Source organism: Burkholderia sp. IDO3 (assembly GCF_003366075.1).
GTDB lineage: Bacteria > Pseudomonadota > Gammaproteobacteria > Burkholderiales > Burkholderiaceae > Burkholderia > Burkholderia anthina.
Window position 1 is genome coordinate 375,476 of record NZ_CP028965.1, and the last position, 22,765, is coordinate 398,240.

General features: G+C 60.5%; 18 protein-coding genes and 1 pseudogene. 12 read left to right on the top strand and 7 right to left on the bottom strand.

Annotated features, from left to right (window positions below; genetic code table 11):
• Positions 1-350: 350 nt before the first annotated feature.
• From DCN14_RS37530 to DCN14_RS37540, 3 genes are all read left to right on the top strand, one after another.
• Positions 351-905: an OsmC family protein gene (locus DCN14_RS37530; RefSeq protein WP_059896524.1), complete on the top strand. Its 555-nt coding sequence runs from the start codon at positions 351-353 to the stop codon at positions 903-905.
• A gap of 145 nt (positions 906-1,050) precedes the next feature.
• Complete coding sequence (locus tag DCN14_RS37535; RefSeq protein ID WP_047902692.1) at positions 1,051-1,821, top strand: SDR family oxidoreductase; 771 nt, start codon at positions 1,051-1,053, stop codon at positions 1,819-1,821.
• Positions 1,822-1,945: 124 nt separating this feature from the next.
• The gene (locus tag DCN14_RS37540; RefSeq protein WP_226103008.1) at positions 1,946-2,293 is read left to right on the top strand and encodes a hypothetical protein; all 348 of its coding nucleotides are present in this window, start codon (positions 1,946-1,948) and stop codon (positions 2,291-2,293) included.
• Between the two features lie 137 nt (positions 2,294-2,430).
• On the opposite strand, the gene DCN14_RS37545 is transcribed toward DCN14_RS37540, so the two are convergent.
• Complete coding sequence (locus DCN14_RS37545) at positions 2,431-2,604, bottom strand: hypothetical protein (protein WP_226103009.1); 174 nt, start codon at positions 2,602-2,604, stop codon at positions 2,431-2,433.
• A gap of 15 nt (positions 2,605-2,619) precedes the next feature.
• Here DCN14_RS37545 and DCN14_RS37550 point away from each other — a divergent pair, with 15 nt between their 5' ends.
• Positions 2,620-3,033 carry an FAD/NAD(P)-binding protein gene (locus DCN14_RS37550; protein ID WP_081064198.1) on the top strand — a complete coding sequence of 138 codons (414 nt, stop codon included), beginning with the start codon at positions 2,620-2,622 and terminating at the stop codon, positions 3,031-3,033.
• Here the strand turns inward: DCN14_RS37550 and DCN14_RS37555 are convergent.
• From DCN14_RS37555 to DCN14_RS37575, 5 genes and pseudogenes are all read right to left on the bottom strand, one after another.
• Positions 3,023-3,963 (bottom strand): annotated as a pseudogene (locus tag DCN14_RS37555) (IS5 family transposase). The gene DCN14_RS37550 and the pseudogene DCN14_RS37555 sit on opposite strands and share 11 nt — an antisense overlap.
• A 142-nt stretch (positions 3,964-4,105) precedes the next feature.
• Positions 4,106-5,542, bottom strand: coding sequence for a TniQ family protein (locus tag DCN14_RS37560; protein WP_081064199.1), 1,437 nt, complete (start codon positions 5,540-5,542; stop codon positions 4,106-4,108).
• Positions 5,539-6,531, bottom strand: coding sequence for an ATP-binding protein (locus DCN14_RS37565; RefSeq protein WP_059896528.1), 993 nt, complete (start codon positions 6,529-6,531; stop codon positions 5,539-5,541). Before DCN14_RS37565 ends, DCN14_RS37560 begins: the two co-directional genes overlap by 4 nt.
• A gap of 4 nt (positions 6,532-6,535) precedes the next feature.
• The gene (locus DCN14_RS37570) at positions 6,536-8,518 is read right to left on the bottom strand and encodes a hypothetical protein (protein WP_059896529.1); all 1,983 of its coding nucleotides are present in this window, start codon (positions 8,516-8,518) and stop codon (positions 6,536-6,538) included.
• Positions 8,515-9,156: a hypothetical protein gene (locus tag DCN14_RS37575; protein WP_059896638.1), complete on the bottom strand. Its 642-nt coding sequence runs from the start codon at positions 9,154-9,156 to the stop codon at positions 8,515-8,517. Before DCN14_RS37575 ends, DCN14_RS37570 begins: the two co-directional genes overlap by 4 nt.
• A gap of 569 nt (positions 9,157-9,725) precedes the next feature.
• On the opposite strand from DCN14_RS37575, the gene DCN14_RS37580 reads away from it, so the two are divergent.
• The 3 genes from DCN14_RS37580 (at position 9,726) to DCN14_RS37590 (ending at position 14,740) form a co-directional block, all read left to right on the top strand.
• Entirely contained in the window at positions 9,726-11,861 is a 2,136-nt protein-coding gene (locus DCN14_RS37580) for a phage integrase family protein (RefSeq protein ID WP_096506411.1), read from the top strand.
• A 1,191-nt stretch (positions 11,862-13,052) separates the two neighbouring features.
• Positions 13,053-13,712, top strand: coding sequence for an AAA family ATPase (locus DCN14_RS37585; RefSeq protein ID WP_027791981.1), 660 nt, complete (start codon positions 13,053-13,055; stop codon positions 13,710-13,712).
• Entirely contained in the window at positions 13,709-14,740 is a 1,032-nt protein-coding gene (locus tag DCN14_RS37590) for a ParB/RepB/Spo0J family partition protein (RefSeq protein ID WP_096506412.1), read from the top strand. Before DCN14_RS37585 ends, DCN14_RS37590 begins: the two co-directional genes overlap by 4 nt.
• A 116-nt stretch (positions 14,741-14,856) precedes the next feature.
• Here DCN14_RS37590 and DCN14_RS37595 read toward each other — a convergent pair whose 3' ends face one another.
• Positions 14,857-15,738, bottom strand: coding sequence for a replication initiation protein (locus tag DCN14_RS37595; RefSeq protein ID WP_096506413.1), 882 nt, complete (start codon positions 15,736-15,738; stop codon positions 14,857-14,859).
• A 2,061-nt stretch (positions 15,739-17,799) separates the two neighbouring features.
• On the opposite strand from DCN14_RS37595, the gene DCN14_RS37605 reads away from it, so the two are divergent.
• The 5 genes from DCN14_RS37605 to DCN14_RS37625 are packed head-to-tail and all read left to right on the top strand — an operon-like array spanning position 17,800 to position 22,738.
• Positions 17,800-18,516, top strand: coding sequence for a type IV secretion system protein (locus DCN14_RS37605; protein ID WP_096506415.1), 717 nt, complete (start codon positions 17,800-17,802; stop codon positions 18,514-18,516).
• The gene (locus tag DCN14_RS37610) at positions 18,513-19,388 is read left to right on the top strand and encodes a TrbG/VirB9 family P-type conjugative transfer protein (RefSeq protein ID WP_096506416.1); all 876 of its coding nucleotides are present in this window, start codon (positions 18,513-18,515) and stop codon (positions 19,386-19,388) included. The genes DCN14_RS37605 and DCN14_RS37610 overlap by 4 nt, the downstream gene beginning before the upstream one ends.
• Before the next feature lie 7 nt (positions 19,389-19,395).
• Positions 19,396-20,673, top strand: coding sequence for a TrbI/VirB10 family protein (locus DCN14_RS37615; protein ID WP_096506417.1), 1,278 nt, complete (start codon positions 19,396-19,398; stop codon positions 20,671-20,673).
• Entirely contained in the window at positions 20,670-21,476 is an 807-nt protein-coding gene (locus DCN14_RS37620; RefSeq protein WP_096506418.1) for a transglycosylase SLT domain-containing protein, read from the top strand. The genes DCN14_RS37615 and DCN14_RS37620 overlap by 4 nt, the downstream gene beginning before the upstream one ends.
• The gene (locus DCN14_RS37625) at positions 21,473-22,738 is read left to right on the top strand and encodes a TrbG/VirB9 family P-type conjugative transfer protein (protein WP_096506419.1); all 1,266 of its coding nucleotides are present in this window, start codon (positions 21,473-21,475) and stop codon (positions 22,736-22,738) included. Before DCN14_RS37620 ends, DCN14_RS37625 begins: the two co-directional genes overlap by 4 nt.
• Positions 22,739-22,765 lie beyond the last annotated feature (27 nt).

The following is a 22,765-nucleotide window of genomic DNA, read 5'->3' on the forward strand; positions in this document are numbered from 1 at the left end:
CGGCACACTGCCATCTTCAATTGAACGAACCCAGCGAATCACTGCAAGCGCAGTCTACCTACTAGTTGGTTTTTTGTCAAGCATAACGGCGCATCTCGTCTTCGCAGCGGGCCAACCTTGCAGGGACGCCCCGCAAGCAGATGGTAGAGGAACGTGTCCCCAATTGCACTAACCGACCTCGTGCATTTTTTCATTGAGCGGGCAGCGCGGCAAATTCGTCCGATCAATCTCGAAGGAGCGTCACGACTACAAGGACGAGAAATGCCCTTGTGACGCTACCAACTAGATGGTAGGCTTGCCGCGTGTTTGAACTTTTCCCTGCGCGAGAGCGCTCCTAGGAGGACCAGCAGATGACTACCCACCCGAACGGAATCGATGTGCCGGCTTTGCAGCAATTCGCGCAAGAAGTCGCCACGGACCCCACGAAGCGAAACGCGCGCTTCAACGTCAAGACGAAATGGGAACACCAGACGCGTTCCGTGGCGACTGTCAGCCGCTATGAGCTGGGCGGGGTGACTCACCAGCGGCATTTCGAAATCGCAGCGGACGAACCCACCCAGCTTTTGGGCACGAATAGCGCGCCTAATCCGCAAGAGCTGCTCATGGCCGCGCTCAACGCTTGTTTGACGGTCGGATACGTGGTCAACGCCGCCGCGATGGGCATCACTGTCCACAGTCTGGAAATCGAGACCGATGGTGAGCTGGACTTGCGCGGTTTCCTCGGGCTCGACGAGAGCGTGAACCCGGGATACGACGAAGTGAGCTATGTCGTTCGCCTGCACACGGACGCTTCGCGCGAGCGTGTCGAGGAGTTGCACCGGGTCGTGACGAAAACTTCGGTCAACCTCGCGAATTTCTCGAAGGCGATCCGCATGGTCTCGACTCTCGAAGTCCGCGAAGGCTAACCAGCGGAGGTACTTGCGATACCGGCCGCGTTCTGCGTTCTCCGCGAGGCGAGCTGATTCATGGACGCGGCAAGACGAGTAATGTCCGCGTTGGCGCGGCCGCGCACGCGGGACTGATCCAGACATTTAAATTAAGGACGCCAAAATGAACGATTTTTCCGGTAAGAAACTTCTTGTCGTCGGTGGCACCAGCGGTATCGGGCTCGCAACGGCCAAACAAGTGCTGAAAAGCGGCGGTAGCGTCGTCTTGACGGGAAACAGGAAAGACAAAGCTGAAGCGGTCCGTGCCGAACTGAGCGGGCTCGGTCCGGTCTCCGTGATTGCGGCGAACCTCATGACAGAGGAAGGCATGAACGCCATTCGCTCGGAGATCAACGCGAATCACAAAGATATTTCGCTTCTGGTGAATTCTGCGGGCATCTTTGCTCCGAAGGCCTTCATCGACCACGAAGAATCTGATTACGACATGTACCTGTCGCTCAATCGTGCCACTTTCTTCATTACGCGGGACGTGGTCAGGAACATGCTCGCTGCGAAGCTCCAAGGCGCTATCGTGAACGTCGGGTCGATCGGAGCCCAGGTAGCGCTGGGCGACTCCGCGGCATCGGCGTATTCCATGGCAAAAGCAGGTCTGCACGCGCTCACGCGCAATCTCGCGATTGAACTTGCCGATGCGGGTATCCGAGTGAATGCTGTCTCGCCGGCGATCGTACAGACGTCGATTTATGAAGGCTTCATGGCGAAGGAAGACATTGCCGGTGCGATGAAAGCGCTGGAGTCGTTTCATCCGCTCGGACGCGTTGGTACGCCCGAAGACGTTGCAAACACGATCGTCTTCCTTCTTTCGGACAAGACCTCGTGGGTAACCGGTGCCATCTGGAATGTGGATGCGGGGGTTATGGCAGTGCGCAAATGATGGCTGTTTGGATGTACGCGAGCTAGCTGTACATGGGCGACGGCAACGTAATGAAGGAGAGACCACCGCCGCTTCCCGCGGTGGTCCAACAGAATAAGACATTGAAGCTGTAATAGACGCCTTCATGGACGTCGAGCAAGGAGTGTGCGATGCGATTGCAGTCTACAAAAAGGATGGGCACCGCGGCATCGCTGTGGAGCGCAGGGAGCAATGGTTCGGGCTGACCGCCGAGGACACGGCTTATCCCGGCGATATGGATTCGCTGCTGGCGCAGGGCGCCGATCTTGCCGAAGTGGCCGCGAGTCTCGCGAGTGGAACGCCGGTCGATCTCGATGCGGTACGCATACTGCCGCCGTTCGGACGGCCCAACAAGATCATCTGTATCGGATTGAACTACCTCGACCACTCGACCGAAACCGGATTTGCGAAGCAGACCTATTCAACCGTGTTTGCGCGGTTTGCGTCGCACTGACCGGCACTACGACAACATCTGGCGCATTGGACCCGACGTCCGCGCTCGATACGCAACTCGGTGGCACGATCAACGCGGCCACCGGCTTCAACCGGGCGGCGGTGGCCTCGATACGGATCAGCCTGTCGCAGTCGGTATCAGCGGATATCTGGTCCCTGCAGCTGCTTCAGATCGGGCGTGTCGCTATCGACGGGCATCTCGGACTCGTCCCTGTCGAACAGGGCCGCCTGCACCGATCCTTCTAGTTTCAACGTCTGGACTCGCTCGTTGCCGACACCACGCACGCGCAGCGAAGACTTGCACTGGAACACACACATCGCCTACCCATGTCGGTACGGCTCGAAATCCACATCGTCGATCCGGGCGACTGCGGACAGGGCTCGGACCCGGCTAGCCAGCCGGATCATCTGTTGATCAACACTGTGGCGTCACAAGTGACCATGTTCGCCCCGCTGAGTCTCGTCGGCGGCGATGGCGGCGTATCGCTGGTGCAATGGGCGCACGCCAGCGGCTATCGGCGCGTAGGCGAACGCTTCGTGCGCGACCCCGCCGAGGGAGGTGAATCGATCACCGAATTTGACTATCTGCCGCGCAAAATATTAGGTGAGTACCTTTCTTGGGTGTACCAGCGCATTGTCTCATTACTTCCACCGTCGATCAGCGTGCGGCACCGACGGGCTCTGTTGCGTAAATCAGCTCGGGGCGAAATACCCCAAACCCCAGACGGATTTATGCCATAGCGGCCGCAGCGACCGTATTCGGCCGGCCGAGCTGGCTGAAGCGGTTGAGCAACGCCGCACGGATCTGCAACTCGACCACTTGGCGTTCAAATGTGCGGGCAGCCACGCGATCACCCAGGCGTTTGAAGCAGTGCATTTTCGTTTCCACCAAGCTTCGGCGGTGATATCCGCTCCAGCGCTTCCACAGCCTGCGCCCGAGATATTGGCAGGCTCGCAGCGCCTCGTTTCGGGCCGCTGCCCCGGCATGACCCGGTTTCCAGAATTGGGCGTTGCGACGAGGCGGGATAATCGCCTGGGCGCCGCGATGGCGGCGTGGCAGAGTTTGGTGTCGTAGGCGTCGTCACCGCTGACACTCGTTATCGGTTCGTCGGTCGGAATTTGTTTGAGCAACTCGGGCAGCATCGGGGCATCGCCCACCGCATTGCTGGTGACCTCGATACCACGAATCTCCAGGGTATTCGCATCGACGGCCAGACGCACCTTACGCCACTGGCGGCGGTAGTCGGCGCCGTGTTTCCTGGTCTTCCATTCGCCTTCGCCCAGGAACTTCACGCCCGTACTGTCGACCAGCAGATCCAGTCCGCCGTGCCGCGGCTGATAGCTCAGTTGCGCTTGCAGGTTGCGCTGGCGACGGCATACCGTGCTGAAGTCCGGCACCGGCCAGTTCAGCCCCGCCAGCTTGAGCAGGCTTTCCACCAGACCCAACGCTTGGCGCAAAGGCAGGTTGAACAGATATTTGACGCTCAGACAGAATTGAATCGCGGCATCCGAATAATGCTGCTGACGCCCCCGTTTGCCGCTGGGCGCGGCCAGCCATTGCATGCCCGGGTCAAGCCAGATCGCCAGCGAGCCCCGCGCCTTCAGCGCAGCGTTGTACTGCGACCAGTTCGTCGTGCGGTAGCGCACCGGCGTCTTCTTCTTGAGCGTCATGCGGCAAGCCTAGCATCGGGCCGCGACCATTTGTGCAACAAAGCCCAGTTGACACTTACCTAGGAAAAATCCTCGCAACCATATTCGCGCCTTGCTGCATGCGCTTCATTAGGTTGGCAACATCGCTTCGCTATCGCCGTGGTCACGGCGGCGGCACACCAAACGCATGGCCTATTGAGCTGATATTGCGGTCCAGGTATTCAAGATGCTCACGGCGATGTTTGGCGGTGCCAGGCTGCCACGCCAGTGACCTATAGCCGTATCTCGGGTCGACCGGCATGATGCAGAGCTGCTGCGGTGGATCCTCTGGTAAGGCCCCACCACGCATCACAATTCCTCGTCGGAGAAAATCGTGCACCGGAAACGGGAGCCAAATCACGCGCCTCGCGCCCTGTGCCTCCTCCAGATACGTATAAAAGCTGTCCATACAGGCGTGCGCCAAAGCGTGCAACGTCAGCCAGTGAGCCGCCTCCCTGCTCCAGGCTCGTGGTGCGATCGGCGCGTGAAGCGACAGCCAGACTGTCAGGCCGAGCGGCCCATGCACGGGTTGTTGCAACAGGGAGCGGGGTATCCCTACGCCCTCCCACTTGCAGCGCCATCGCAGGTAGGCCAAGGCAACCGGACAACACGATGTCGTAGTGCTTCCGCAAAGCGACCATGCCAGGTGACGTGCGGCATTCTTAATGCAGGCCCGGTGGTTCCGACCGTACATTCGCATGATCTGTCGCCGCACCGCCTTGTAGCACGCGTGCGCCTGAGCGTCGCGATCGCCGAAAAACTTATCCTGCGTCGCCACTTCTGGCCATGGATCGTCTGCCTCAGCCTGCCCGCCCGTGCCAAACCTGACCCAGGACATCTCTTGCAGTGGCAACTGATATTCCGAAACCGGAGGCAGTTCGTCCGACGTTGAGGGCAGCCCGCCCGTGGCGCACCAGATTTCTTCCGATCCTGTCGGCTCCTGAACGGTCAGCCGGACATGCCTCGCACGCTTTCCCAATCGTCGTCGATAAGGTTGACCTACACGAATGTCATCCAGCCCCTGCGCGGGCACCCACCATGCATTCCCGCACGACGGACAGTTAAACGGCGCCCTGAACAAGTCGGCCCGCAGCCGGTACGGAATGGGTTTATCGCACCGTTCGCAGCGCTCGACCAGCGGTACTCGATGCACAGGACACTGGTCAACGCGGCGATACTGAAATACAGCCAGATGGACACCCTGCTGCGCACATTGCACGCACCACCGCAGCGTCGGCGACGAAATCCTCTGAATCGCGCCCGAAGGCATGACGAACGCCGCGGCGATGTCGGCGAGTCGCAGGCGCAACATGTCCCTCATGCGCAGCAGGTCGAAGCGCCGCGCGTCGCGAAGATCGAGATCCTGCGGCGGTGCGCGCCGGCCCTGCAAGCTGGCAAAGGACTCGGCGAGCGCTGAGCAGGAAAGCGCGTTGAGCCGCTGAAACTTCGCGAGCAGCGAGAATGCGGATTCTCCCGGAGCATGCCAGTCGTCTCGCCAACACCACGGATCATGGACCGGAGGCGCACCGTCTGTCAGCAGGATATCGAAGCGCCGTGTCACGGCGGCCCCGCCTCATCGACGAAGATGATTCGCAATGCCTCAAGCGCAGCAACGAAACTGGATTCCTCGACCGCCTCGTCCCAGCAGGCGCGGCTCAGCTCAAATCGCACCGAGTCGTGCTCCATGTTGCGGGTCAGCGCAATCTCAACGGAGCGAGCCAGATACTCCATCGGAATTTCCATCGGAAAGTCGAACCTCGCGATTCGATGCACCGCTTCGAACGCCTCCCACAGAACCTTCTGCTGTGCGCCGAGCCGAAGACCGGCATCGTACGCACGCTGCAGAAAGAAGCGTGTGTAGGTCCAGTCGCTACCTTCCGGAAAGATGGAGCTGTCGTACGCGGCGAGAGACATCTTCAGATCCGCCGCCTGCTGCATGCCCGCAAACCGCATCTCGTCAATCATGAAACGGGCGACGATCTGCGAGGTATCGACGTTCTGCCGGAATGCGCTCCGGCGATTCAGGATGCCAGGCTGACCCACGAGAAACGCGAACATCCGGATGCCGCGCCGGCCCAGCTCGTCCTGCACGTCACGCAGCCACTCATAGTGCTCCAGCTCCAGACGCTGCGCTTCGTCGACAAAGATGACCAGCGTATTGCCGGAAACGCGCGCCACAAGCTCAGCGAGTTTGTGATAGAGCCGCAAGCGCCGCTGCAATGCAGTGCCGCTGTCCGGGCGGGCGTGCTGGGCGACATCGAGCAACATCCCGAAGAATAGCGATTCCGATCGCGAGGGATTCTGCGGCATGCCCAGCGTGAGCACGACGATACGCGGCAGCTCGTGCCGCAGGAGCCGCACGCAGTATCGGATTGCATAGGTTTTGCCCCAGCGGGTATGACCGTAGATCACGGCACCAGTCACGCCCCGGCGAAGGCACTGCCGAATGCGCGCATACATCGCGGCGATCGCTGGCGTCGGCACGATATAAGACTGGCTGAGCAGCGGATGCTCAGACACGTCGACCGGGCGTTTCAGTGTGTCGAGCATGGCTTCAGTAGGTAAAGATCTTCGTTAGCCATGGCGTCGACTCCCCTTTCGGGAGCGCCAGTGTCGGCGGCCTGACAATATCCTGTGCGGCCGGCGATTCTTTGTCCACCGTGGCCGTGCTCTGCTGCGGCGGCTGCGAGGCGTGCGCCTTCGCCCGGTCGGTGAGCATCCGCGCAAGATCGTTCGCCTCGCGAGCATGCTTCCGGGCCTGGTCTTTTTTCCAGACGAACCACGCGCCGACCGGATCGTCGCCCTCCCGCCACGTGAGTTTGCGCTGACGCATCAGGGCGAAGATCTCCTGCCGGACGCGCAGCGAATGCGGCGTGAAGCACCAAGGACGGGCCGCGGTGAGCACGCCAAGCTCGGCACCGTTCATGAAGAAAGCGTGCAGATGACGCACATCCTTCACGTTGAAATAGACTCGTATCTGCTGACCAATCAACCCGGTCATGCCAGATAACAGCCGGCTGTCATAGCGCACGTACTCAAAGTTCACGTGCGGCCGCACGCCCCGGCTGACGTTGCCGCGAATGGTCACGATCCGGGCCTCCTGCAGCAGGCAGAGCGTGCTGCGACGCGCTTCGGGAACCGTCCGCAACAGGCCCTCGCGTCTGGCGAGCTGAAACTGCATCGCCTCGAGCGGTGATCGACCGCCAAGGCCCGCGTGCGGTTCGCCGTTGTAATTCGCAAGCACGACGTCGATCACGTCCTCAAGCTCATCGAGCGTCATCATCAGCGACGTGTCGCCGCCGACATCGCTGAGCGCCCGTTCGACCGAGCGGGGATCGCGTCCGGTGGTCGCCGGCAACCGGTGCGCAAAATGCGATGCCAGTTGGTCGAAGAAACGTTCGATGAACGCACGCTCATTCTTCTGGCCAAGCGGCCCGTTGTCAGTCGCACAGCCGACGACTGTCGTGAGGCGCTCGAGCGTCGCCTTGGCGAAATGCGCCCTGGCCGCATCGAAGCGCAGCGTACTCCAACATGCCCATGCCGCCCGTGGAATGATCTCGGAGGGAAACCCTCCACCGGGCCTGACACGGAGTGCGGGGATGTTCGGTTCACGGGCAACGTGCGGCATCAACGCTGCCTGCAGTGCCTGCGCGACGTCATCACGGTTGTACTCGCGCCCCGGCGCGAGCGCGTAGCCAATGACCGCGCGGCTAGCCACATCAAGCAGCACCAGTACCCAGATCCGGTGCATGACGAGCAGAGTCTCGAAGCCAAATGGATCGTCGATACGCAGCGTCAACCGAACGTCAAGCTTGTGTCCGTCGAATTCCACAACCTCATAAGGATACGTCGCTGTCCTGCGCACCTCCCCCACATCAGCTTGCCAAACGTGGCCGACCTGCTCCGCGCCCGCGGCACGAGCCGCCGATGCGAATTGCTGACCTGCGAGCTTGTGGAGGTAATTTGCCAGAGACCGCTCGCCGAGATGCTTCCGGTTAAACGGATATTCGTGGGCCTGTATGCCGGCCTGTCGGCACTGTGCAAGAAAACCTGCATGCAAACGCCAGATCTGGCGGTGGACCTCTTCCAGTTTGGTCCCGCGCCGACTACGGGCGGCGACCTTGCGCTCGATCCAGCGCGCGATTTCTGGATATCGGAGCAGCAGCTGACCGAAAGCACCGCTCGCGCCGTCGGTACCGGACATCGTTACGTGCGCACGCCGTTCGTATGGCCGGGTATGCAGCCAGGGAAGCAGCGCCCGGCAGCCGTAAATGCGACCGTCTTCGTGAGGAGTGATGCACCGCTCGAACAGCCGATACAGATCGTTGATCCGCAATCCGGTCTCACGACCAATCGCCTGCAGAGCCGTGGTCCCGTCGACAAACAGCGTCATTGCCCGTACGCGACGCGCAAAGAGAAGTCGGGCCGGCTCATCCAGTGTGCTGTCGTCGGCACAGGGCCACTGGCTGACATCAGCGAGTTCAGCCGGAATGGAGCGACGATCGAAGCGCAGCGTCCCGAAGACAATCGCTCTCATTTGGTCACCAAGCAGCTATCAGGACCGAGCGGTCGCGAAGCAATCGTCGGGCAATCGAGTCCCCCCTTCAAGAGCAGCGCGAACGCGGCGGTGCGCACCAGCACCGGATCAATCGATGCAAACCGTTGCTCCAACTCGGCCAGCGTCAGGCCACGAATGCACGCGATCGAGATGGCTCGGCAGATTTCGTCCCGGGCCGGCACCGTGTTAGCGGCCAGGTAATTCAACATCGTGAGTCTGTTCTGGCACAGTGGCTCGGGATCGTCGAGTTCATTCGGGAAAATGGTACGCACCGTCATTGAGTGCGCCTGACTCCACGCGTCCAGTGCTGGGTACAGACTGCCTTCCCGCTCGAGGAGCGTCGCCTCGGAAGATCGCAAGACCAGATGCAACTGCTCGTCCTGGTCCGTGCGAACCCAGAAGTCCGCAGCCCGCGTCCCTCTCGCTTCGGGCACGAGCAAGGGTCGCTCGCAATAGGTCACCACTTGTGGGTTGGATTCCAGCCGCAGCCAAAGCTGAAACACGCGTCGGCCAAATAACGTCAGTCGTCGTCCAACCTTGGGGCCGAACACGTCGAATCGATGCGTGCCATACGGCCGCGCATCGGTCGCCGCTCTTCGGAACCGTGGTGAACGCATCGCGCCCTCCATGCAAGCATGCACACGTTTTACTACAAGAATGGCGGCAGACGAATTGGAGAAACCGCGAGGGTCAGGCGGAGCATTGCCAGAAACCAAAAACCACAAAACACGTACCAACCGATACAAATTGACACCCTGAGCGGCTTGCGATGGGAAAGCCCGTTTTCAGGGAGCTTTTGTCCGATGAAAAACACGGCTCATCCTTCGAATTCGTGAAACATCGTCGAGGTGACTGACGAATATCCAGTCAAAACAAACCGTTATGTGGATGTCGCCTTATTTTGGGATGTTCCACGGGGTGCGTGCTGCCGAGCACGTCAAGTACGTGAGATTTCCAACATTTCCTTCCGCGCAACGGAATTTCCAACTCTTCCTTCCGAAACCGAAGAAGCAAATCTTGTATCCGGCCCGCCGGCCGACCGCTTTTCAACTGGATCAGCAGCGCCGAGCTGGTACAAGTTTTACTTCATCGGACGGCCTCCGACGAAGTCAAAGGCGAGCGGACGCGGCTGCGCCGCAGGACACGTATCAAACAACACAGTTTCCGTATTCCCTCGAAGCCACCCATGACGACCGCCGACGATCCAGACGTGCTCGATGTCGACTTCCGCGAACTGCCGGCCACGCCGCGCCGCACGACGACGCCGGCCGCGCGCCGCAAGTCGCGCTCGCGCGCAGCCCGTCGCGAGGCCGCCGCCGAGCGCCGCATCGGCCTGCAGCACCTCGCCTTCTTCCGCGGCTATCTGGAAGGACTGGACCTCGCCGAGCTGGCCGACCAGTACCTCGAATTCGGCCGCGACGCGCGCAAGGCCGCTGCGACCCGCACCTGGCTGGTCACCGCCTTCGTCGCCGCGGCGCGCAAGCGCCAGGACTTCGCGACCGCGCGGCTGCTCGCGATCCGGCCGGCCGCCGGCGCCGCGACGCCGGCGACCGATGCCCTGGCGCAGGCCATTCCGTCGCTGGAGGACTTCGCCGCCGAGCACGATCCGGACGGTTTCTATACCGAGAAAGAGCTGCTCGACCTGTTCGCCGCCCGGCATGTCGGCGCGGACGCCGACGCCGGCGCGACCCTGCGTCGACAGCAGCGCAACGCCCGCCTGCGCGCGCGGCAGATGGCGGCGCTCGAGGCGCTCGCACGGCTGGTGGTCGAGGATCCGCGTCCCGAGCACCACGTGCTCGGCTGGTTCGATACCGCCATCGCGCTCCGTCTGGCCGACGTCGGCCTCACCACGATCGGCAAGCTGGTCGAGTCGATCAACGCGCTCGGCTACCGCTGGTACCGACGCGTGCCACGTCTGGGCGAAGTCGGCGCGCGCCGCATCAGCGCGTGGCTGGGACACTACGGCGACGTCGCCGGCCTGCAGCTGGCCGCCGGCGTGCAAACCCACCCGTCAGAATCCACACTGCCCGCCCCACGGCTCGCCGCGGCCGGTCCCGTCACCGCGATCGTGCCGCTCGAGCGCTTCTTGCTGCCGCCCGAGATGGACGGTTCGCACGGCATCCACCGCAATCTGGTCAGGAACAACAGCCGCGCCAACAACGACCGCGAGGCGATCGAATTCTGGCTAGCCGACTACGAGAACCCGCATACGCGCCAGCGCTATCGCACCGAAGCCGAGCGGCTGCTGCTCTGGTCGATCTTCGTGAAGCGCAAGGCGCTGTCGAGCCTCGACACGGACGATGCGCGCGACTACATCAACGGTTTCCTGACCGATCCGCAGCCTGCGAGCCAATGGGTCATGACGGGCACCGCGCATCGCGGTGATCTGGGCTGGAGGCCGTTCCGCGGGCCGTTATCGGTCAAGAGCCGGCAGGACGCGCTGTCCGCGCTCAAGAAATTCTTCGGTGAGCTGGTCGACGCGCAGTACCTGGATCACAACGCCTTCGCGAAGGTTCGCGTGTTCACCGGGTCGACGCACGACGCCGCCGGCAACGAGCGGCGGGTGGCCGCGAAGTCGCGCCTGCAGATCGAGCGCGGCTTGACATCCGACGCCTGGCGCTTCGCGATGCGCGTGCTCGACGCGATGCCGGACACGGCCGCGGCAACGCGCATGCGCTTCGTGCTTAGCTTCGCGTACAGCACGGGGCTGCGACGCGCCGAGTTATGCGGCGCCTTCACGGACGATGTGCAGGAGCGCTACGCCGGGCCGGAATTGGGGACGATCCGATTGCTGCGCGTGGTCGGCAAGCGCGCAAAGGAACGCTTCGTGCCGCTGGTGCCGGCGGTGTTGGACTTGATGGGCGACTATCTGGAATCCCGCGGCCTGCCGCGCGCCCCCCTCGCCTGCCCTGCCACCACTCCGTTGATCCCGGCGCTTCTGTCGAATGCCGAGATCGGCAAGATCCGGCGCGCGGCGCAAGCCAGCAAAACCGATCCGGCGCCTGAGCTCGCGGCGCGCGCGCGGCAAACCGGCCCGATCCATCCGATTCAACTTTATAAGGCGGTTAGGCAGTTTTTCGCGATGGCAACTGCCGCGGCACTACGTGAGGACTCGCCACACGCACGCGCTTTCAGCGCAGCCAGTCCGCACTGGCTGCGACACACGTTCGTGTCGCATGCGCTGGCCAATGGCATGAGCCTCGAGAGCGCGCGAAATTTTGCCGGTCACGATTCGCTCGACACCACATCGATCTACGCGACTGCGGAGCTTGGCCGCCAATACCGAGAGGCCGAGACCTTCCTTAGATTAGCTACAGCTTAGCGCGGCTCGGGCCATCAAAATCGATTGATGGCGAATCGCCCTAGAATCGGAAGTATCTGCGACGCCAACATTGCTGTTTTGACCGCCAGTCTGAACGTGTCCGACGAAACATCATCAATGGTGGCGATGACGACCCACCTTCGACTTCTCCTAGATTAAGTCGGAGTTAACTCCGTGGGAGTTATCGAACTACCAGATGATCTACGACTTCCGTCCTTACAGGCCAATGATCCCGCAGATAATCCTGGACATTGCGACGGAGTGTATGCTGCGGCCATTCGCGGGCGCGTAGCGTAAAGTCAGTATATAAGGAAAAAATCGAAGCTTTGGATCCCACAATCCGAAAACGACGAGATATCAGTCGGCGTTCCATCCTCTCCTCCGGTGAAACGGTTCGTGATTGCTTCTGTCGTGCAAGCTGGTCGCAGTTTCAACGTAGAAACTGGATCTGCCAGCATTCGCTATCACGCTCAGCATACGAGCTTTGTCGGTTGACCAATGTCTGTAACTGCTTGGCCCGTTCAGTTTCCATGTAGAAACTGAACGCCCCCCGCGAGCATCAGATTAGACGTCTTCGAGGGGCATTGCCGACAGCATCGACCGCAGCTTCAACGTAGAAACTAGATCTGCGAACATCCAGCGTCACACTCAGTACGCCCGCGTTGAAGATTGATCCCGACGTCTGCAATTACTTGGACGATTCAGTTTCAATATAGAAACTGAACGTCTTCTGAGCACCCAAAAAGAACGCCCCGATGCGCCGCTCCGAGGGTACCGACCGCAAAAAGTTGCTTTCGAGCCCGCCGTACGCGAGCGCAGTTTCTACGTAGAAACTGCCCACTGCGGCGCTAGGACGTAAGGTCAAAAACTGCGCACGATTCAAAGAGGTCGCACAAGAGAATGGCAATTGCCCCGTTTGCGTTCGATTCGCGACCCGTCCGCCGCACTGTTAAGCCGCCAAAGGTGCTGCTGGCGATACCCCAAGTTTCTACGTAGAAACTACTCCTGGGAAGTACGCCACTCTACAAGTTTCGGTTGATCTATCGCACCGGAGCCTAGAATTTCTCATAATCGTGTCGTTTTTCTTGATGTTTTCCGGGTGGCATCCTAATATCCCTGGCAGCCCGCTTGGCGAGCAGTTTCTACGTAGAAACTGCTCCTGTCCGAGCACCGAGTGCATAAGGAGAACGCATGGCCGCGAAAATTATTGCCGTCTTCAACCAGAAAGGAGGGTCGGGGAAAACAACGACCTCGACCAATATCGCGGGTGCCTTCGGCCTGCGAGGCTACCGAACCATGCTCGTCGACTTGGACGAGCAGGGCACCGCGACACTCTCAGTCGGCGCGGCCCCAGATGATCGACCGTACCCGGCAGCTATTTCGAACCTGGCGCTAAGTCCCAGGCCGGATCGGGAGATTGCAAAGTACGTGAATGACTATGATTTTATTGTCATCGACTGTCCGCCCGCCATTAAATCGGCTGCGCCCTCTGTTGCCCTTCTTATTTCCGATCTGGGACTGATTCCCATTGCAGCGTCGGGCGGCAACCTCTGGGCGGTTCAAGAGGCAAAAAAATTAGGTATGGAGGCGCAGATCCGCAACCCGGATCTCAAGCTTCGTTCATTCGCAAACATGAACCAGAACGTCACGATCGTGAAGCAGATCTTTGAAGCTGCAGCTGGTGACGATGAGCTTCCCATGCTGAAAACGAAGCTCGGCTTCCGCACCGCGTACAAAGAAGCAGAGGTATCTGGCGCTACTGTCCTTCAACTCCGCTCGGCCAAGGCCGCCCACAAAGAGCTGAATGATCTTGTCGACGAAATTCTTGAAGTTCTGGAGGTGCGTGCATGAGCAAGAAAGACTTCTCTGCGGCGCTTAATGCCGGTGTAAAGCGCGACCAGACAATGCGAGAGACGGCGACACCTTCAAGGTTCGACCGCGTTGATGAAGCATTGAGCGGCCGAAGCAGCCTATTGGATCAGCCCAACGAGAATGTCGCTGCCCCGACAAGATCGGCTGCAGAAGCGTATTTGGCAAGTCTGGAGCAAGTAGGGAAGGTGCAGGCGCGGTATATAACAATGCCAATAAGCCATATCGACGATAACCCGCTCAACAGTCGCACTATCTACAAAGAAGAGCTCATCGCCGCGCGCGCAGCCTCAATGGCCCGAGATGGTCAACTCGTCCCTGTGCTTGCTGGACGCCACCCCGACTTTCCGGATCGCGCAATCTTGATCGACGGCCAGTTCCGAAAGCTTGGTGCGCTCCGGAATCGCTCCGAGACGTTGGATGTGAAGCTTCTCGAAGGCCTGGACCCGATAGATTTCTACCGCCTTGCTCGAGCCGCAAACAACGAGCGCGAGCAGGAAACAATTTTGGACGTCGCACTCGGGTACAAGAAACTTCTCGATCAGGGTCATGCAAAATCGAATGACGAGCTGGCGGTCTTGGTGGAGGAGGGCAAATCCAAGGTCAGCAAAATTCTCGCGCTTCTGGATCTGCCGCAGTCAGTCCTGGACGTGATCGGTTCGCATCCCAAACAATTCGGCCTATCAACTAGCTACGAGCTCACCCTGTTCCTCAAGGCATCGGACGAGAAGCGCACCTTGGCATTTGCCGAGCGCATTCGTGACGAGGAATTGCCGTTTCAGAAGGTGAAGGCTATACGCGAAAGTCTCGAGAATGGCCGGGCCCCACGGAAGTCCCTTTCGCGACAGTACAAGGTGTCAACTGTTGAAGGGGCCGAGATCGGTGCGATCAAGGAATGGGGCGACGGGAAGGTCCGTCTGGACCTCGCTCTAGGTTCGGCCGAAAAAGCCGAGGCATACGTTGCGGCCTTCAAAAAGCTCCTTGCCGAAGACGGCCACCAACTGAAGTAGGGATGTGCGACACCCAGGTATGTCCGCCGGGTAGGCAATACAGCTAGAGTGGCATTCATCCCGTGCCGTACTACAAGCAATGTAGCGCGACGGAACTACTGCGAGACCGTCGCGCTTCAGCTTCCGGCAGTTGCCGCTACACTTGATTCTTCAAAGGGCAACTCGCCGTCCAGCGCTAGGCGGCTTTGCGGGTTCTGGATAAACTTGAAATCGAGCGAATTCACCGCGCGGCCGAGCTTCACCGGTGTCCAGGAAATTACAAGATCCGCCTTTGCGTTCAGCTCGTTCACAGCGGTTTCAATCACCCGACGCTTGATGTCGGCAAAGCGGTACGTCGCCGGGATTTCAAGCACGTGCCGGAAATCTTCCAACGTGATCAGGAGCCTGCCCCGATCCCGCTCTCGCATCAACAGTTCGAGGAGCCGCCACGAGTAAAGTGACTGTAGCCCTCGGGCAAACTCAAGTTGATACGAGACGAAACGCCGCTGCAACATGAAGATATGGGGCGTTAAATCCGGAGAGAAGGAAACTTCTGCCCATCCTTCTCGTTCGTGATAAACCGCCTTCCACACCCAATTCAGTACCACCTTCCTCGGGCCATCCATATACGTCAATTGACGCTTTTGAAGACTCGCACAGCCTTCCTTCAGTCCCTCATACGCAGCGGTTGCCTGTTTTTCGCCGGACCGCGGGGCAAGTGCTGCAAGGGCGGCGAACTCGTCGGCTCGAACACGAACACTCACATAGCCGTTACCCTTACCATGCAAGTACGGCGACTTCTTGCTGTCTATGCATCGCAGCGCCGCCATCATGACTCGCTTCTCGTTGAGGGTCAGGCCTTGCTGAGCATTGACCAGCGCTCGGCTCATGGCAACAGTCCCCCGCACTCGGCCATCACCGTCCAGAGGAGGTTCGTCCAACGGCTCGATCCGGAGAGGTTCGAGTTCAACGATCTCGACCTGAGCGGGCTCGGACTGGTTTTTTGCCTTTTTGTTCACAAAGGTGACCTTCAGCGGAGAGTGTCACAATTATAAGGTGACATGCTCAGGGTGCAAGTCACCGTTGTGGATAACGGTCGAAATTTGTCACCACCGGCCCGCTTTGTGTCTACTTAGGGTCGGATTGCGTCACCGCCAGGTCGGTAAACGTCACAGTTTCTCGACTGTGATGCCCCGCAGAGCCTTAGCTGACAAGCCTCTGCGAGACGGAGCACAGCGTTTACAAAAGGTTTTACAAACGGTTCTACAAACTGTCTTACAAAAAGCACCGTTTGAAAGTTGCTTCTATACAACAAAACCCACCCCCATACCGACGTCCAGCGCACGCCGGACCACTGAAAAGTGACATTTCCCGACCTCAATGCGCCTGCAGGACCTCCAATCCGCATCCGACTGCCCGCAAAGACGGGTTTGCCAGCGCAAAAGGTGACGCTTTCCGACCTCACCAGCCGAGAGGTACTAAGTACTCACTCACCTTTGACCGAATAGGCCCCGTGCAAGTGACCGGTCGGACTGCCGGGTCGGAAAACGTCACCGTTACTGCAAACTATGAGGGCCAGTCCGCTGACCCTGGGTGGTTCATCGTCGGAGAAACCATCACGGCGGGTCGGAAAAAGTCATAGAAAGGACCCGGCCTTAGGTCGGAAAACGTCACTATTGACGCGAAATGCCAGCGTGCGAAAGAGAGAAGAGCTTCGGCCTCAGGTCGAAATATGTCACTTCTCAAAACACCAAACGGGTCGGAATTTGTCACCACCAGTTCTGCGTGCAGGTCGGATGATGTCACCTTTTGGGACGGCGTGCAGGGTCGGAAAACGTCACTTTTGAGGCCTAGAGTCAGAAGGTCGGAATATGTCACCATTCGCGGTAAGCCAGTAGGTCGGAATCCGTCACCTTTAGGAACTGTAGCCACGGGTCGGAAAATGTCACCTCTCGACAGGCCTTAGGTCGGAAACAGTCACTATTGCGCTGCGGCGACTTATTTCGTTCTGGCAGTCTGCCGAAAGCACTAGGTCGGATAATGTCACCGATCGTCTGGCAACTCCTTCGAGGTCGGAATTTGTCACCCGATCGGCAAATACCGTCAGCGTCTGCGCGGAAGGACCGACGGAAGGAGAGCGTTCAGCAGATCTTGCAGTAGGGGAAGATGGGGAACCACGAGGTTGATATAAGGCGCATCGATTCTGAGATGCCTGCCATTTGCACCTAGCGACAATCGAAGTTCGACACCGTCCCCGGCTTGGACTACGCCCGTAGACAGTATCGATATCACTTTCGATGGAGCAATGTTGGCCGGCACCGTTAGAGCTCTTCGCGTGACAAGGTCCTTACCAACTTCCCGAATCAACTTCGTAGCGATTTCTGCTGTCCGGTATGAGACTTGACATGGTCCGCCGAAACAGGCGATCACTTCGAGCGGAAGCAAAGAGGCGTGGATAGACCGTGTGACAATGGCCTTCGACACGTTGAAGTCCGCGGCCATCGTTGCTTGACTGGGCCAAAGCTGCCGATCCAACTGCTCCCGATAGAACGTGCCTAGCACAACGGGTGGAGAGCCAGCCCCGCGAAGATCCTCATGTCGCGCGATCGCGGCCAAGCGATCTCGCGGGATGCCTGTTTTCTCAGCGGCCGAACTATTACACGAATTGGAACAGGTCATAGGAGTCGACGATCGCTGATCGTCAATTGTTGTTGTTTCTGAAAAATGCCCCTCAACCGGTTGAGGGGTGCATCAGGATTCCTCGAACGCGGACTGGGTCGAGAATCGTGCGAAAACAATGATTTGCGAATGACTGCCGTCTCGTCACCACCAGAGTGCTGCGTGCAACGCGTGCAACGATGGCGCACTAATTCTATCGATGTAGTCGTAAACGCAAGACCCAAAAGCTCACGATTTTCGTAGGGCTTTTTGCCGTACGCCCCTCAACCGGTTGCGCGCAGTCGCACCGATGGCCGGCGATTCTCGGCGTCTCGAAAAGGTCCCCGAAATGACGGCTCTTTTCCCAAGTGCCGTTGTCGCCTCGGCTGTTCCAATTGATCCGTCCCAATTGGAACTCCGTGATGCGACTCCCCCGACTCTTTCCCCGTAGCAAGAAGCAGGTCGCCCTGTCGCCGGCGCCCGGCCACTACTCGAACGACGATCCCGAAAAGATCATCTTCGACCAGGGGACGCGTCTGCGGATCGAAGCCAATCACTGGAAGACCTTCTGCTTCGTCCTCGCGATCATCGCAGGTGGCGCGGTGTACACGCGGCAACCGCCGCCGTCGGTTGTGCGGGCTTATGGTGTCTCGTCGGATGCCGGCGGTAATCCGCTGGTCAAGCAACTGGCCGCGTACAACCCGGATGACCAGGCGAAACGTACGGCGATCAAACAGGACGTCGAGCACTGGTTCACGATCGAGCCGGTCCTCACCGACGACATTCGAACTTCACGCCTCGCCAAGAACATCAACGCCGTCAAAGCCAAGATGGTCGGCAACGCGAAGAACCAGTTCGCGTCGTGGATCAGCGAGGACAAGCCGTTCGACCAGATCACGACCAATCCGAAGCTGGTCCGCGAGCCGAAGGTCACCAACGTCTCGCTGCTGGAGGATTCGACCGTCGTCGTCGAATTTACGACCTCGACCCGGCAATCGCCCACCGACAAGCCCGTCGATGTCCGCTTCGCGCTTACGATGCGCTACCAGATCATTCCTCCGACCGCAGAGGACGTACTCGGCACGAATCCGTACGGTCTCTATTACCCGTTCTTCACTCTGCAAAAAACCGGCGCATGAAACGACCACGTTCCCTCCTGACCTGGGGCACGCTCGCGTTGATCGCGGCGTCGGCCAATGCGTTCGCCGCAAAGACTGCCGCGAGTCCTGTCTCGCCGATCCCGGGGTTTGATGTCGGCAGCATCATCGGCGACGCGATGAGCCCGGTGAATCCGTACAACTCCGGCGCCGATCCCATAACGATGCCCGGCGACGCCCGCATGGCTGTCTTCCCGTACAGCCGCGACCAAATCTACCGCGTGATGACGGCACCGCTGAAGCTCACGACGATCGAGCTGGAGCGGGGCGAGAGCCTGATCAGCGAGCCGGCGATGGGCGACTCGGTGCAGTGGGTCATCGATACGGACGGTGCAAACCACGTGTACGTCAAGCCGACGAAGCCCGGCCTCGTCAACACGCTGCACCTGAGCACGAACAAGCGCGAGTACGAGCTGACGCTCGTCTCGTCGCCGCTTGGCGGGCTGTTCTACCAGAACGTGCGCTTCAACTACCCGAATTCGCTGATGGCGAAGGTGCGCACGCGCGGAAACGCTCCCGACGACGACCGCGACGCGGACCATGCTGGTCAATCCGATTCAGGGCCGATTGGCGTTCCGCCCGACAAGCTGAACTTCGAATACACCGTGTCCGGCACGAGCTCGCTCAAACCGGAGACGGTTTTCGACGATGGCACGTTCATCTGGATCAGGATGCCGCCGCGCACGCCGTTCGCCGTGCCGACCATCAAGGACGGCGGCGACATCGTCAGCCCGAACTTTATCCGGCGCGGCCCGTACATCGTCATCCAGCGATTGGCAGATGAAGTGAAGCTCACGCGACCGGGCGAGGAAGTCACGATCACTCGCGGCCGCCGCGGTTTGTTCGGGTTCTGAGGTCGGTATGGCAAAGCAGATCGATCCGAGCAGCCCGGAAGAGAAAGCCTTGTTCAAGGGCAAGGTGCCGCGCAACGTCATGATTGCCATCGGCGCGATTGCCGCCGTTGCAATCGGCTCGCTGGGCTTCTACACGCAGACGCTCGAAGCCAACAAGGCAGAGGCGGAAGCGCTGAAGGCAAAGCGTGAACGAGCGGCCGAAGCGGTCGACAAAAGCAACGCCGACAAAGCTGACGTCGACAAGATCATCGAGCAACAACAGGCCGAGGCCCGTCGGCGCGCTGCGGAAGCAGCAGCGGCCGCAAGCGCCGCTGCTGCCACGAATGCGAAGAAGCCGACCTTGTCGGCGGACGCGGTCCTGCCGAGCGCAAGCACCGGCGAGCTCAAAGCGGCGAATGACCAGGACACGATCTATGTCTCGCCGATCTTCCGCCCGGGTGTCAAGGTGAAGGACGCCCAGCCGCAGCAGCCGCAACTGCCGAACGGCATCATCTCGCCGCAACAGATGCTGCTCCAGCAGGCGGCCGCTCAAGACGCAGCAACGAAAGAAGCGATGGCGCAGGCTGCTGCACTTGCTTCGCGCGGCGGCCAGGCTGCCGGACCGGTGACGACTCAACAGCGCGACAACGCGTTCATGCGCGACGTCGCGCAGCTGAGCGAGGGCGACAAAGACTTTGCGCGAACCGGCTTTGTTGGCCAGTCGCACGGCTGCACGCTGTCGCCGCCGGCGAAGATCCCGGTTCTCTCGAACGAGGCGCTCAACTCGGATCGTCCCGGCACCGCATCGCTGATCGTCGAAAGCGACGTGTACGCAAACAATGGCGATGGGCGTTGCCTGGTGATTCCGTGGGGCACCACGATCGTTGCGCCCTACAGCTCGGACATTCAGCCGGGGCAGGAGTCCATTCTCGTCGCCGGCGCGGAGATGCGTCTGCCGAACGGCAAACACGTGCCGCTGTACGGCGCGCAAGGTGCTAACGGTGATGGCACGGCCGGCTTCAGTGGTGACGTGAACAACCACTTCCTGAAGATCTACTCGACCTCGTTCTTGACGGCGATTCTGGTTCGCACGTTCAGCAATAGCGATCAGAGCACGACGACGGGCCCGCTTGGTGTCACTCAAGTAGGCGGCACGGCTGGTCAGATCGCGGCGCAAACGGCGCAGTCGGTGCTCGACCGCTACAAAAACATCCCACCGACCATCACCTCGAAGCCGGGTGAACGGCACTTCATGATGAAGATCAATCGCGACATGGTGCTCGAGCCGTACCGGGGGCCGCGATGATCAAGCGCATGGCTCTCTTTGCGGCGATCGCGTTGGCGAGCACCTATGCTCAGTCGGCCGTGATCGCGCGGGTGATCAGCCCGGTGAGCATCGTGATTCAAGACGGCGCGACGCGCCAGGTCGCGATGCTGCCGGGCAAGCCGGTCTATTACTGCGGCCTCGACGCTTTCATCGAGTGGGCGTCGCCGCTGATTGGCCAGACCGTGCGCAGCTCACGTGAAGCCGGTATCACTGTCTCGATCGACGGGCGTGACGTCGCCCTCGACGACCTGTTCATCGATCGGGGCTGGCTGCAGCCACTCGTGCTGGATGACGGCGCGCAGGCGGCCCTCGCCGAGCGGCGAGGTGGATGGGCGTGCTCCCGGGCTGTCGTGCCGTTCGAGCTGCTGCACACCAACGTCGATCCGAAGATCCTCGCCGGTATCGCCCTGAACGAATCGAACTACCGTGGCCGCGCGTGGCCGTGGACGTTGAACGTCGCGGGTCAGGGCTTCTTCTTCGAGTCACGCGAGGAAGCCTACAAGGCGGTCGAGGCGCTGCTCGCTCGCGGGCGGACGGATTTCGATGTCGGCCTCATGCAGGTGAACTGGCGGTATCACGGCAAGCGCTTCGCGTCGGCGTGGGACGCCCTCGCACCCGCGTCCAACGTTGCGGTAGCCGAAGCGATCCTCACCGAGAACTTTGCGCGAACCGACTCGGTCGCGAAGGCGATCGCCTACTACCACAGCGCGAATCCCAATCCCGGTCGTTCGTACCTCACGCGGTTCGTTCGGCACCTTTCCCTGATCGAGGCAGGCCTGTGAAGCACACGACCAAGATTCTCGCGTGCGCCGCGTCGGCGATCGTGTGCGCGGCCGCATCGGCGGCGAACACGGACCCGTTCGATTTCGACTACGACATCCTCGGCAGCATCTCCGAGCGGCCAGCGCTGATCTTCAACGATGGCGCGAAGACCTATATCCAGCCTCGCGCGGGACAAGTCATTGTCGCCGAAGGCGGCCATACCGAAGGTCCGTATGTCGTCGTCGAAGGCACACCGGCGTCGATCACGTACAAAGTCGGTGCCCATTCGGCCACGGCTCGATGGAAGAAGGCGAACACCTTCATCGGCGGCACCGGCGCACTCGCTGCAATGAAGGACGATCAACCGGCTGGATTCGATGGCTTCACGAACCGACTGGTGCTGATCGGCACGCGCTCCGCGCTCGCGCCGGTTCGCGCGCTTCATGCATCGATGCCGGTCGGCAACGTCGTCAAATCGCTCGTTCCGCAGGGGTGGACGGGGTCGGCGCAGAAGGACGTCGACCTGACGACTTCGGAGTTATTCGCCACGCGTGATGGCGAAAACTGGATGCAGGCGCTCGATCGCTTGATGACGCAAACCGGGCTGTATGCGGACGTCGATTTCGGCGGGCGGCATGTGCGGTTGCATCGCGATCCGCCGAAGTCCGCCGCACTGAACTATGCGTCGTCCGGCCGCGATGCCGACGAGGCCGGTTTGAACAGCGTCGTCGCGCGTGTCACCGCGGAGCCCGCACCGGTGTCCCGGCTGGCCGAGCGCTTTGGCGCGCAGGCGATCCGTGATGGCGACGACACGCATATGCAGATCCGCTTTACGGCGAAACCGGCAAAGACCGTCACGTTCACGACGCCGGATGGGAAGGCGTTGCGCACCAGCTGGGATGAGATCAAGAGCGTAATGACGATCGACCGCGCGGAACGTTTCACCGTGGCCGACGCGACAAGCCGCGTCGAGGTGACGCGCGACGCGAAGACGGTCTACGACTTCGATCAGCCGAACCCGGCAAAGCTCGAAGCCGTGTTCGATCGCGAGGGCCGCACGTACTTCAAGTTCGCGGAATCGGTCGTGCGGGTCGGCGTGACGGATGTGCGGAACCTGGGCATCGGCGAGCAGAAGGGGCGTTACTTCATGTTCGAGGGCACGTCCGATCTGTTCACCGTGACGGCCGACGGCAACACGATCCGCGTCAAGCGCCGCAAGGAAGTCATCTATCGCGAAACGCCGGACGCAACGCTGCAGGCGAGCGGAGGGCCAACTTCGTGAAGCACATCGTCTCGATCGCCGCCGCCG